This window comes from Streptomyces sp. NRRL WC-3605, from assembly GCF_001509795.1.
Taxonomy (GTDB): Bacteria; Actinomycetota; Actinomycetes; order Streptomycetales; family Streptomycetaceae; genus Streptomyces; species Streptomyces viridochromogenes.
In genome coordinates this window covers 93,494-106,175 of the sequence record NZ_LLZN01000127.1, presented here as the reverse complement: position 1 = coordinate 106,175, position 12,682 = coordinate 93,494, and the positions used below count along the sequence as shown (strand labels likewise).

The following is a 12,682-nucleotide window of genomic DNA, read 5'->3' as shown; positions in this document are numbered from 1 at the left end:
GCCGTTCCGTCCCGGACCCCCGGCGTGCAGAGTCGGCGGTATGAGACTTCTGGTGCTGGGTGGTACGGAGTTCGCGGGACGGGCGGTCGTGGAGGCGGCGCTCGGGCGTGGCTGGGAGGTGACCGTCCTCCACCGGGGGCGGCACGACCCCCCGGCCGGGGTGCGGTCGCTGCACGGTGACCGCACCGCGCCCGACGGGCTCGCCGCCCTCGCCGGGGACGGAACGTGGGACGCGGTGGTCGACACCTGGTCGGCGGCACCGCGCCCGGTCCGGGACGCGGCGCGGCTGCTGCGGGACCGCGCCGGACGGTACGTGTACGTGTCGAGCTGCTCGGTGTACGCGTGGGCCCCGCCCGCCGGGTACGGCGAGGACGCGCCGGTGGTCGAGGGTGCCGAGGCGGGCGCCGGGCAGACCGACTACGCCCGGGACAAGCGGGGCGGCGAACTGGCCGCCGTCGAGGGCTTCGGGGCCGACCGCTCGCTGCTGGTGCGGGCGGGGCTGATCCTCGGGCCGCACGAGAACGTCGGGCGGCTGCCGTGGTGGCTGAACCGGATGGCGCGCGGCGGCCCGGTCCTGGCGCCCGGTCCGCGGGACCTGCCGCTCCAGTACGTCGACGTCCGGGACCTCGCGGAGTGGATCCTCGGCGCGGTGGAGGCCGGGCTGAGCGGGCCGTACAACCTGATGAGTCCTCAAGGCCACAGCACGATGGGCGATCTCCTCGACGCGTGTGCGGCGGTGGCCGGGCCGGACGCCGAGCTGCGCTGGGTCGATCCGGACGTCGTCCTGGGCGCGGGCATCGAGCCCTGGACCCAGCTCCCGGTGTGGGTGCCGCCGGGCAGCGACCTGCACGACGCCCTGCACGCGGCGGACGTCTCGCGGGCCGTGGCGAGCGGGCTCGTGTGCCGTCCCGTCGCCGAGACGGTGGCCGACACCTGGCGGTGGCTCCAGGGCCTCGGCGGCACCGCGCCCCAGCGTCCCGACCGCACCATGAAGGGCCTGGATCCGGAGGTGGAGGCGAAGACCCTCGCGGCCGCCGGCGGCGGCCGCGCCGTCTGACCGGCCCCTTCACCCGTCGTGCGGGATCAACAACTCCCGGTGTTGCAGGGGCTGTTGACCACAAGCCGTAAACATGAATCTCTCAAGGATTTCCGGGACGGCTGAACACCCGTGGGGCGCCCTCCGTATGAGAGGGCGCCGCTTCACTCCTGTCGGGCGCCTCGATGCCCCCGAAAAAGGAAGTCAGAGGAGTTCCATGGGACGCAACACAAGAAAACGCCGTACGCCACTGGCCACCAAGGCCATTGCCGCATCGGCGGCCCTAGCGCTCGGTGGGGGCGGGCTTGTCTGGGCCAACTTCTATGCATCGGCGCACGAGGACGACAACTCCGGGTGGAACCGGACCAAGTCCACGTCCGCACGTGTCGCGACGATCAACTGCCCGGACGTCGGCCAGCGGCTGACGAAGGTGCCGAGAAGCTCGCGCAGGACCGTCGCCAAGGAGCTGGCGCTGCTCGACCGGCAGATCACGGCGGCGTACACCCGGCTCGCGCAGACGCGGCAGGCGCAGGCGGGTGACCCGAACTACGTCGGCAACGCCATCCTCAGCCCGCTGAAGTCCAAGCGTGTCGCCACGCTCGACCGCATCCGCATCAGCATCAACCGCGGTGGCGGCAAGGCCCCGCGCGATCTGAGCCGGTGGGCGCAGTGCCAGGGCGTCCCGGCGGAGCAGCCGACCGATGGCGGGCAGCAGGACGGCGGCGGGCAGAACGACGGTGGCCAGCAGGACGGTGGCCAGCAGGACGGCGGGCAGCAGGACGGCGGCCAGAACGGCGGCGGACAGGACGGCGGGCAGCAGAACAACGGCGGGCAGGCCGGCAACGGCCCCGTGGCGGACGACTTCATCAAGATCGAGGACGTCCAGCCGAACTCCCGCAACCTGCCCAACGGTCTCCCGGCGAACGGTGACAGCGGCTCCACCGGCAGCTTCACCACGCGGTGCGGCACCAACGAGAACGCGAACCGCAACTCGGACAACGTGATCGTGGCGCCCGGTGTCAGCAACGGCGCCCAGCACCAGCACGACTACGTCGGCAACCAGAGCAACAACGCCTTCGCCAGCGACCAGGACCTGGCCGACGCGGACACCACCTGCCAGAACCAGGGCGACAAGTCGTCGTACTTCTGGCCGGTCATCCGCATCCAGGACGGGTCGCAGGACATCGACGCCGGCCAGCCCGGCGGCGGTCAGGACGGCAACGTCGGCAAGATCGTCGCGCCCAACGAGGCCCAGCTGAAGTTCGTGGGCAACCGGACGAGCGACGTCGTCGCGATGCCGAAGGCGCTGCGCATCATCACCGGTGACGCGAAGTCCTTCGTGAACGGCCTGAACAACGCCAACACCGCGTGGAGCTGCACCGGCTTCGAGGACCGCCAGGTCACGGACAAGTACCCGATCTGCCCGGACGGCAGCAGCGTGGTGCGCACGTCCGCCTTCCAGAGCTGCTGGGACGGGCAGAACATCGACAGCGCCAACCACCGCACGCACGTCGCCTTCGTGCAGGCGGACGGCACCTGCGCCAACGGGTTCAAGGCCATCCCGCAGCTCCAGGTCCGCCTGGTGTACGACATCCAGGCCCCGCAGATCCAGAACGGGCAGGTGCAGAACGCCTTCGCGGTCGACTCCTTCCCGGACCAGCTGCACAAGCCGATCACCGACCACAACGACTTCATCAACTTCTTCGACGAGGACCTGATGAACCAGATGGTCCAGTGCATCAACAGCGGCCAGGACTGCGACTAGTCCCAGGCCCGTAGGAAAAGGCCGGCGGCGGGAATTCCCGCCGCCGGCCCTTCCGTGTCCCGTCTCCGGTTCCGGTCTTCGGTTCCGGTGAGGTTCAGCCGTGATGGCCGCCCTTGTTGTGGCTGCCTCCGGGATTCATGTGCGCGGAACCCTCTTCCATCGTCCCGCCGAGCTCGCCCTGGAGGGCCGTGACCGTCTTCTCCTGGCCGACGGCGACCCATTTGCGGCCGACGAGGTAGTAGCCGCCGTAGTCCTTGGCGCCGCTCAGCCACTCGGCCTGGCCGCGGTCCGTGGCGAAGGTGGCGAGGATGTACTTGTCCTTGCCCGCCGTGCAGATCGCCTGCCGGATCTCGTCGGCGTCGGTCTGCATGTTCGGGTCGCACTTCGCCTTGGCGGCCAGCTGCTCCAGACTGCCGGTCGCCGTCTTCGGCGCCTTCGCCTCGTCGTCGCCGCCGGCGCCGCACCCGGCCAGCGCGAGCACCGCCACCGCGCCGGTGAGCGCCAGCATCGGTCGGGTCAGTCTCATCTCGTCCTCCGGTCCATGCCGCACGGAGCCCGGCCGGGCCCTCGTCTCCCATACGGCTGTGGTGTGCGATGCGCTCAAAGGGGAGGCTCTCACGGAACCGGTGTGCGAGGGTGATCCGATGGATCAGGACTGGGAGAACCGCGTCAGCGCGGCATGGGCGAGCTTCGACGACTACCCGGAGGAGAGGGCGGCCGAGTTCCGCGCCCTCATCGACGGGCTGGTGGCCGAACTGCCGGACAACAGCCCGCTCGGCCCCTTCGAGCAGGCGTGCGCCTGGGACTCGACGGGGCACTCGGACCGCGCCGTGCCGCTGTACCGGGAGGCGCTGGCGCGCGGACTGAGCGGATACAAGGGGCGACGGGCCAAGATCCAGATGTCGAGCTCGCTCAGGAACGTGGGGCGGGCGGAGGAGGGCGTCGCGCTGTTGACGCCGGAGCTGGACGGGCCGTCCGACGAGCTGGACGACGCCGTGCGCGCGACGCTGGCGCTGTGCCTGTCGAGCCTCGGCCGGGACCGGGAGGGGCTGGCGCTGGTGCTGGGCGCGCTCGCCCCGCATCTGCCGCGCTACCAGCGGTCGATGGCGAACTACGCGCGTGCGCTGACGGAGCCGGAGCCGCAGGAGGTCTGACGGAGGCCGTCCGGGCGCCCTCGGTGGGCGGGGGCGTCCCGGTCACGGTGACCAACCGCCGATTCGCTCGTTCTGCTGAACGTGCAGTCACAGGATGTCGCCTCGCGCCCCGCAGCCAGCTCGGCCGGCCCGGTCGTGGACGTCGAGCGGGCCGAGGCCGCGCTCGTCGAGCACTACCCGCGTCTGGTCCGTCTCGCCTACCTGGTGCTGCCACCGGGTCTCGGGCGCAACCGGCGCGTCCTGACCGCGCACTCCCTCACCCAGCGGGCGCTGCCCCGCGGCCGCTCGGCGCCGACGCCCGCGATCCCGGCCCAGTCGAGCGGCCGGGACGGCGACCCCGGGTACGCGTTCCTGCGCGCGCGGCTGCTGCGGGCCGCGCTGGAGGCGGGCCGTCCGCTGCGGCGGGCCGCCTGGCCCCGCCGCTCCCAGCTGCCGCCCCTGCTGCCCCAGGTCTGGGGCCTGCGGCTGTTCCCCCGGTCGGGCGGCGCCGACGAACTGGCCCTCGACCAGCAGCTGTCGGCGCTGTCCGGCCCGGCCCGCGCCGCCTATGTGCTCCGGGGCCTGGAGAAGCTGCCGGACGGCGCGGTACGGGACGTCCTGGAGGCGGCCGGGGTCGAGGACCCGGACGACGCGCTCGACGAGGCCGACGGCGTGGAGGCGCGGTACGCGCTGCTGGAGTCCCCGGAGTTCGACCCCTGCTCGCTGCAGGCCCGGCCGACCGATCTGATGCGGCGCCGCCAGCATCTGCGGGCCGTGCTCGCCGCGGGAGCGGCCCTGCTGGTGTGCGGGGCGCTGCTCGGCCTGCCGGGCGAGGGCTGGGCGCCCGACGGCCCGGCCGCTCCCCCGTACGCGCGCAACCCGTCGGCGGAGGCGGCCCTCGACCCCGCCCAGCTGACGAAGGTGCCGGTGGCGGCCTGGCAGTCGTCCGCCCGCACCGACTTCTCGGTGTGGCCCGCGCGCGGCGACCTCACCGGAGACTCGGCGCTGCTGCGCCGCGCCCTCGCGGTGTGGGCCCGCCCCGGTGAGACGGTCGCGGTGTCGGCGACACCGGGCACCCCGGCGGGCGGCCCGCCCGGGGCGCCGCAGCTGCTGTACGCGGGCACCGTCGACTCGGTGCGCGTGGTGCTGCTGTACGACGGTCTGCGCGTGGCCCGGTACGCCGAGCCGACGGACGGCACGGCGGGCGCCGCCCTGGACTTCTCCCGGGTGGACGGCGCGACCCGGGCGGAGGCGAGCGCGGTGGTGCTGAGCCGCGCCGACGGCAACGTCCGCTACCTGCTGGCGCCCTGGGTGCGGAAGGCGGCCGAGCGGGATCTGGTGAAGCCGGGCTCCGGGGCGATGGACCTCACGGTGACCGGCGGGGTGACCTCGCCGATGGCGAGCCCGGCGGCCCGGCAGGGTGGTGGTTCCTGCACCTCGTGGAACGTGCTGCAGGTGACGGACGGTACGGGCACCCGGCTGCTGACCGACCTCGCCGAGCTGGTGCCGGCGCGGCTCACCGCCGGACGTCCCGGGCAGGCGGGGGACGCCGCCGGGGCGCGGGCGCTGCGCGTGTGGGCGCCGAACGCGTGCTGGCTGGGCGCCCTGGGCTCGGCGGGCGTGCGGTCGGTGAACGCCTGGCCGTACGCGCGCCAGCCGCTGCCGGACGGCAGCGGTGCCGGGGACTGGGTGTGCACGCGGGCCGAGACCTGGCGGGGTGGCGGCGAGCGGGTGCTGGCACAGTTCCGTACGCCGGGCACCGCGCAGGCGGCGGTGGTGGCGAAGGCGCAGAACGTGGCGGCGTGCGGGCAGCGCGATCCGCATGTGCTGGCCGGGGTGCTGTGGAAGGCCCAGTCGGGCGGCTGGTACCTGCTGGCGGCCGGTGACCGGGACACGGAGGCCGTACGGGCGTCGGGCGGGGTGCGCGGCTCCGCCACGGGGAGCCTGCTGGCCGTTCCGGCACGGCAGGGTGCGCGGGCGGAGCTGAAGGGGACGCTGGAGGACGGGCGGACGATCGGCGGCCTCAAGTGACGGGCGCCGGGGGCGCTTCGGCGTCCTGACGTGAACACCCGCGGTCGGTCCGGTCCGTTCAGGGCCGGAATCGATCGGTAAGGTGTTCGTATGACTACCGGGGTACGCCGAAGAATGGGAGTCGACGAGCGGCGCCAGCAGTTGATCGGCGTCGCCCTCGAACTGTTCAGCCAGCGCTCGCCCGACGAGGTCTCCATCGACGAGATAGCGTCGGCGGCCGGGATCTCCCGGCCGCTGGTCTATCACTACTTTCCCGGCAAACTCAGCCTGTACGAGGCCGCGTTGAAGCGTGCGGCGGAGGATCTGGCGGGCCGGTTCGTGGAGCCGCCGGAGGGTCCGCTGGGCGCCCGGCTGCTGCGGGTGATGCGCCGCTTCTTCGACTTCGTCGACGAGCACGGGCCCGGTTTCTCGGCTCTCATGCGCGGCGGCCCGGCCGTCGGCTCGACGGCGACGAACGCGCTCATCGACTCGGTGCGGCAGGCCGCGTATGTCCAGATCCTTTCGCACCTGGGCGTGACGGACCCGCCCGCGCGGCTGGAGCTGGTGGTCCGCTCGTGGATCTCGCTCGCCGAGTCCACGGCCCTGATCTGGCTGGACGGCCGGCGCATCCCGCGCCGTGAGCTGGAGGTCCAGCTGGTGCACGACTTCGCCGCGCTGGCGGCGGTGAGCGCGGCCCACGACGCCGAGATGGGCGCGCTGCTGCGCGGTGTGCTGGCGGACGAGCCGACCGAGGGTCCCTTCAGCGACCTGGTCGGCCGCCTGGTCGCGCTGGCGTCGTAGCCGCGGCCGGCTCTCGTCCTTGCGGTACGACGGTCGGCTCTCGTACCTGCGGTGGAACGGTCAGCTCTCGTACTTGCGGTAGGACGGGTCGAGTTCGCGGACCTCGGCGGAGGCGTGCAGGGCGAGGTCCCCGGCGGGCTTCACATGCGTGCGCAGCAGGTCGAGCACGGCCTCGGTGAGCCGGGCCTTGGTCTCCTCGGTGCGGCCCGAGAGCAGGCCCACGGTGACGTGCACGACGGCGTGCCCGGCGGTGTCGTCGCCGACCGCGGTGTCCTCGGTGCGGCGGAACTGCGTCTTGCAGGCGGGCGGCTTTGCGGCCGCGATGTCGACCACGGCGGTGTGCAGCGCTCGCGCGAACGCGGGGCGGTCGAAGTCGTCGGCCAGTTCCTGCGAGTAGTCGACGGTGATCTGCGGCATGGGCGCTCCTGTTCCGGGTCGGCGCCCCCACCCTAACCTCGGCGTGCGAAGGGGCGGCCCGGTGACCGGACCGCCCCTTCGTTCAGCCGTTCAGCCCGGTGTCACCTGGTGCGGGTGAACACCGCGACCGTGCGGGCCGGGACGTCGAACGTGCCGGAGCCCGCCGTGTAGGACGCGGACCTGACGACCGGGTCGCCGCCCCCGGCCTGGACGGGGTGGAGCCGGTAGCCGGTGCCCGCGAGCGGGGCGACCTTCTGCTTCTGCCGCTCGGGCGTGGCGTTGAAGACGACGACGAGGTCACCGAGGCGCATGGTGATCACGCCGGGCGTCTCGTCCTTGCCGGAGAGCGGGAAGGACAGCTTCGCCTGGACCTGTGCGGCGGTGCCGAGGGAGAAGGCGTTCTCCGTCGAGCGGATCCGCAGCAGGTCGCGGTAGGCCGCCGAGGCGCCCTCGATCTGCGGGCAGCCGACCTGGACGCTGCCCAGCAGCGGCTTGGCGTACGGCCACTTCGAGGCGTTGTCCGCGGCGGGCGGCAGGCCCTTGCCGAAGCCGTTGCCGTCGGCGCAGTCCCAGTGGATGGCGTTGAACCAGTCGCCGCTGTCGTAGGAGTTGCGGTCCAGCGACTTGGAGCGCAGCAGGTCGGTGCCGGCCTGGGAGAGCGCCGGGCCCTGCGACAGGGTGGCGGTGGCCATGGCGAGGACCTGCATCCGGGCGCGGTCGGCCGCGCTCGTCCCGGCGGGCAGCTTGTACGTCAGCGCGTCGAACAGCGACTCGTTGTCGTGGGCGTCCGCGTACGCGAGGGCGTCGCCGGGGGCGGCCGCGTAGCCGGCCGGCTGACCGTTGTAGTCGACCTCGGCGCCCGTGACCTCCTTGCCGCCGGTGTCGGTGAAGCGGTAGGCGGCGAGATTGCCGGACAGGCCCACCTTGATCAGGTCCTGGTAGTGCAGCAGACGGGCCTTCTGCTCGGCCTCGGTGCCGTTGTCCTTCGACGTGTTGGGCTCGGTGTAGAGCCCGGACGCGAAGCCCTGGACGCCGGGGTCCTCGTCGAAGGGGCCGCCGCCGCGCACGGCGTCACGGGCGCGGTCGGAGAAGGTGGCGACGCCGGTGCCGGCCATGTTCTTCTGCGTGGCCTGGACGAACCGGGCGTCGTCGGCGACCTCGCCGAAGTTCCAGCCCTCGCCGTACAGGATGATCTTCTTGCCGTCGACGCCGTCCTTGGCGAGCGTCAGGGCGTCGAGGGCCTTGCGGACCGCGAGGATGTTCTCCTTCGGGTGGTGGCCCATGAGGTCGAAGCGGAAGCCGTCGACCTTGTACTCCTTGGCCCAGGTGACGATCGAGTCCACGACGAGCTTGCCCATCATGGCGTTCTCGGTGGCCGTGTTGGCGCAGCAGGTGCTGTTGGCGACCGAGCCGTCGGCGAGGAGCCGCTGGTAGTAGCCGGGCACGATCCGGTCCAGGACGCTGGTGTCCGCCTGACCGGCGGCCGCGGTGTGGTTGTAGACGACGTCCATGACGACGCGCAGGCCGTCCTCGTTGAGCGCCTTGACCATCTGGCGGAACTCGACGGTGCGGGTGGTGCCGTAGGGGTCGGAGGAGTAGGAGCCCTCCGGGACCGTGTAGTGGTACGGGTCGTAGCCCCAGTTGTAGGCGTCCTTCGCGGCGGCCTTCGCCACGCACTCCTGCTGCTTGTCGGAGTCGGCCGCGAACGAGGCCAGGTCGCAGTCGGGGCTCGCCTGGTCCTCCTTGCGCTCGGGGATGGTGGCGATGTCGAAGACGGGCAGCAGGTGGACGTACGACGTGCCCGCCTCGGCCAGCTTCCGCAGGTGCCGGGAGCCGTCGCTGAGCTTGTCGCCGAACGCGCGGTAGGTGCCGCGGTCCTTCGCGGGGACGGTCGTGTCGGCGACCGAGAAGTCCCGGACGTGCAGCTCCTGGATCTGGGCGTCCTTCAGCGGCACCGCCCTGGGCTTGGTGTAGGTGGCCCAGCCGCGCGGCGCCAGCGAGCGGTCGCCGAGGTCGACGAGGAGGCTGCGCTGGGAGTTGGTGGTGAGCGCCACCGAGTAGGGGTCGGTGACCTTGTTGGTGACGACCTCGCGGACGCTGGGCGCCCAGACCTTCACCACGTACCGGTACGGCTTGTTCTTCCAGGACGCGGGTCCGGTGACGGACCAGACGCCGGTGCTGTCGGCGCGGTGCATGGCGACCGTGGAGCCGCCGATCTCCAGCTTCACCGACTGGGCGGTGGGCGCCCACACGGACAGCGTCGGACGGCCCTTGGCGAAGACCGGGCCGAGGTGGGCCTTGGTCGCGGTGCCGTAGAGGTCGTCGAGGACACCGGCGAGCTGCACACCGGTCGCGGCGAGCACGGCGCCGTTGGCGGCGCGCTGGGAGGCGACGACCTGGCCGCGCAGGGACTCGCGGACGCGGTCGCGGTCACGCGGGTCGACGGACCAGGCGGTCTGGTCCTTCAGGTGCGGGAACTTCGCCTTCTGGGCGTCGGTGAGCGACGTCTTCCTCAGGCGCAGCCACTTGGCGTCGCCGGTCAGCGCGCCGTCCTGGGCCTCGATGCCGCCGTCGCGGCTGTAGAGCAGCTGGGTGGAGGCGGCGCCCTCGGAGCCGTTCCAGGCGACGGTGTTCCGGTCGATCCATACGGCCTTGGAGGTGCTCAGGTCGACCGCGGCGGCCGAGCCCGCGGGCTGCGGGAGCAGGTACTTCTCCTGGCCGCTCACCAGCCACACCTCGTGGCCGTTCGCCGTGAGGTCGAGGGACTGGTCGGTGGGCAGGTCCTTCTCGTCGCCCTTGTGGAGGATGTAGCTGAGGCTGGTGGCACCGTCGCTGAGCGGTACCTCGAAGACCGCACCATAGGTATCAGTCTTGACCGGCTTCAGGGGGTTCGACCAGTCGGTGGGGTTCGCGGCACCGGTCCAGGTGTGCAGGCCCCAGCCGTCGTAGTTCCCGTCGGCGCGGTGGTAGTGCAGGACGGCCTTGCTCTTGTCCGGGGCCGGGTAGTCGTCCGCGGGCCGCTCGGTGCGGACGGTGTCCTTGCCCTGCTCGATCCAGATCTCGCCGGTCCTGGTGACGTCGATGGTGCGGTCGGCGGAGACGTCCTTGGTGCCGTCCTTGTCGACGACCAGGAAGCCGACGCTGGAGGCGCCCGGCTTCAGCTTGACGTAGGCGAAGGCGCCGTAGGCGTCCCGGCCGGTGAAGGGGTGGCCGGCGGGCCACTCGGTGGCCTCGCCGTCGGCGAGGTCGCCCCAGGCGTACAGGCCCCAGTCGGCGTAGTCGCCGTCGGTGCGCTTGTAGTGGACGACCGCATAGTCACGGGAGGCGGCGGTGGGGGTCTCCGGGGCCGGCGGGGTACCGGTCGTGGAGGTCGCGGTGGCGGAGGCCGTACGGCCGGCGGAGTCGACGACGACGGCCTTGTAGCGCAGGGCGGTGCCGGGCGCCACGTCCGCGCCGACGACCTGGCGGACCTTGTAGGGGGCGTGGTCGGCGGAGCCGAGGACCCGCCACTTGCCGTTGCCGGTCTGGGCGGCGAAGACGACGCGGTCGAGCTGCCCGCCGTCGACGTCGGCGGAGATCTCCACGGTTCCGGTGGCGCCCGCGGCGGGGGCCTTCAGGGTGAGGGACGGCTTGGCCGCGGGCTTCGCGGGACGTCCGGCGGCCTTCAGGACGATCGCCGCGCCCGCCGGGACGGTGACGGTGAGCTTCTTGTCGGCGCCGGAGCGCGCGGCGGTCTTCGTGCCGTAGAGGGCGCTGTAGGTGGTGTTCGCCGAGCCGACGGCGAAGGACGCGGTGCGGGCGTCGTCCGCGTTGTTGAAGGCGACGACATACTCGGTGCCCTTGCGGGCGTCGGTGCGGGAGAAGGCGTAGACGCCGGCGCCGTCGGCGGCGTACCGCTCCGTCTGGACTCCGTCGGCGAGGGCGGGGTTCGCCTTGCGCAGCTGGGCGAGGGTGCTGATCTGCCGGTACAGCGGGGCCTTGGTGTCGTAGGCGTCGTCGGCGTGGGTGCGGTCGGTGCCGATCTGGTCGTCGTCGAGGTAGTCGGCGGTCTTCGAGGCGAACAGGGTCTGGCGGGCGTCCTTGTCGCCGCCGGCGCCGGTGAAGCCCTGCTCGTCGCCGTAGTAGACGACGGGGTTGCCGCGGCTGAGGAACATCAGCTCGTTGGCGAGCCGGTCCTTCTTCAGCAGTTCGGCGTCGGTGGCCTTCGGGTTGTCCTGCTTCAGGAAGGTGCCGATGCGGCCCATGTCGTGGTTGCCGAGGAAGGTGACCTGTTCGTAGGCGTTGGCCTTGTCGGTCGTGTACTTGTAGTCGTCGCCGAAGACGGACGCGAGCTTCTGTGCGTTGCCTCCCTGGGAGGCGTACTGGCGTGCCGCCTCCTGGAAGGGGAAGTCGAGCGTGGCGTCGAGGCGGCCCTGGGTGACGTAGGGCGCGGTGATGTCCGTGTCGGAGGTGTACACCTCGCCGAACATGAAGAAGTCGTCGCGGCCGCGCTTGGCGGCGTAGGCGTCGAGGGCGGTCGCCCACTGGGTCCAGAAGTCCATGTCGACGTGCTTGACCGTGTCGATGCGGAAGCCGTCGATGTCGAAGTCGCGCACCCAGCGCTGGTAGATCTTCTCCATGCCGCCGACGACCTCGGGACGTTCGGTCCACAGGTCGTCCAGGCCGGAGAAGTCACCGTGCTCGGAGCTCTCCCCGGCGAAGGTGGAGTCGCCCCGGTTGTGGTACATCGTCGGGTCGTTGAGCCACGACGGGACCTTCTTCGTCGGGCCGGTGACGGGGGTGCGCGGGAAGGAGTCGGCGTCCACGGCGGGGAAGCGCCGGGTGCCGTCCGCGTAGTCGGAGTCGTCGAAGGGCCGCCCGTCCTTCGTCAGGTAGGGGAAGGCGCCCTTGGAGAGGTACTCGTAGGACTTCTCCTCGTAGTCCACGACGTCGGCCGTGTGGTTGGTGATGACGTCGAAGAAGACCTTCATGCCCTTGGCGTGGGCCTTGGAGATGAGGGTCTCGAGGTCCTTGTTGGTGCCGAAGTGCGGGTCGACCTGGGTGAAGTCGGTGATCCAGTAGCCGTGGTAGCCGGCGGAGGCGTCCTTGCCGGTCCCCTGCACGGGCCGGTTCTTGAAGATGGGCGCCATCCAGATGGCGGTGGTGCCCAGGCCCTTGATGTAGTCCAGGCGCTTGGTCAGACCCTTGAGGTCGCCGCCCTGGTAGAAGCCCTTGTCGGTGGGGTCGTACCCGGTGGACAGGCGGGAGCCGGTCAGGCCGCCCTTGTCGTTGCCGGTGTCCCCGTTGGCGAAACGGTCCGGCAGGACGAAGTAGAACTGCTCGCGGGTCGCGTCGTGCCGGGCGGGCTCGGCGGCGAGCTTCGCGTCGGACGGCGGCGCCGGCGGAGTCGCCGCCCGCGCGGCGAGGGGCTGGACGAGCGCTGCGGCCAGCGCGGTCACGGTGACCGCAGCGACCCGTCCGGCATGGGTGGTTCGGCGCCTCGACGGCGACGGCCATCTCGGTATCACAGAGGGGCTCCTT

The 12,682-nt window shown here is 72.0% G+C and carries 8 protein-coding genes; 5 read left to right on the top strand and 3 right to left on the bottom strand.

Features of this window, described 5'->3' with window-relative positions; genetic code table 11:
• Window positions 1-40 precede the first annotated feature (40 nt).
• Window positions 41-1,057, top strand: coding sequence for an SDR family oxidoreductase (locus ADL34_RS34080; protein ID WP_062667535.1), 1,017 nt, complete (start codon window positions 41-43; stop codon window positions 1,055-1,057).
• Window positions 1,058-1,253: 196 nt separating this feature from the next.
• The gene (locus ADL34_RS34075; RefSeq protein WP_062667533.1) at window positions 1,254-2,801 is read left to right on the top strand and encodes a DUF1996 domain-containing protein; all 1,548 of its coding nucleotides are present in this window, start codon (window positions 1,254-1,256) and stop codon (window positions 2,799-2,801) included.
• Between the two features lie 94 nt (window positions 2,802-2,895).
• On the opposite strand, the gene ADL34_RS34070 is transcribed toward ADL34_RS34075, so the two are convergent.
• A complete protein-coding gene (locus tag ADL34_RS34070) occupies window positions 2,896-3,327 on the bottom strand; it encodes a hypothetical protein (RefSeq protein ID WP_107115609.1) in 432 nt (143 codons plus the stop codon).
• Window positions 3,328-3,445: 118 nt separating this feature from the next.
• On the opposite strand from ADL34_RS34070, the gene ADL34_RS34065 reads away from it, so the two are divergent.
• The 3 genes from ADL34_RS34065 to ADL34_RS34055 all read left to right on the top strand — a co-directional run bounded on the left by ADL34_RS34065 (window position 3,446) and on the right by ADL34_RS34055 (window position 6,745).
• Complete coding sequence (locus ADL34_RS34065; RefSeq protein ID WP_107115608.1) at window positions 3,446-3,955, top strand: tetratricopeptide repeat protein; 510 nt, start codon at window positions 3,446-3,448, stop codon at window positions 3,953-3,955.
• Window positions 3,956-4,036: 81 nt separating this feature from the next.
• On the top strand, window positions 4,037-5,965 hold the full coding sequence (locus ADL34_RS34060) for a hypothetical protein (RefSeq protein ID WP_062667528.1): 1,929 nt from the start codon (window positions 4,037-4,039) through the stop codon (window positions 5,963-5,965).
• 90 nt (window positions 5,966-6,055) lie between these two features.
• On the top strand, window positions 6,056-6,745 hold the full coding sequence (locus ADL34_RS34055) for a TetR/AcrR family transcriptional regulator (protein WP_086867671.1): 690 nt from the start codon (window positions 6,056-6,058) through the stop codon (window positions 6,743-6,745).
• A gap of 60 nt (window positions 6,746-6,805) precedes the next feature.
• Here the strand turns inward: ADL34_RS34055 and ADL34_RS34050 are convergent, their stop codons facing one another.
• Both ADL34_RS34050 and pulA read right to left on the bottom strand, forming a co-directional pair.
• Window positions 6,806-7,162, bottom strand: a complete 357-nt coding sequence (locus ADL34_RS34050; RefSeq protein ID WP_062667524.1) for a 5-carboxymethyl-2-hydroxymuconate Delta-isomerase — start codon at window positions 7,160-7,162, stop codon at window positions 6,806-6,808.
• Window positions 7,163-7,263: 101 nt separating this feature from the next.
• The gene (gene pulA / locus ADL34_RS34045; RefSeq protein ID WP_062667522.1) at window positions 7,264-12,669 is read right to left on the bottom strand and encodes a pullulanase-type alpha-1,6-glucosidase; all 5,406 of its coding nucleotides are present in this window, start codon (window positions 12,667-12,669) and stop codon (window positions 7,264-7,266) included.
• Between the last annotated feature and the right edge of the window lie 13 nt (window positions 12,670-12,682).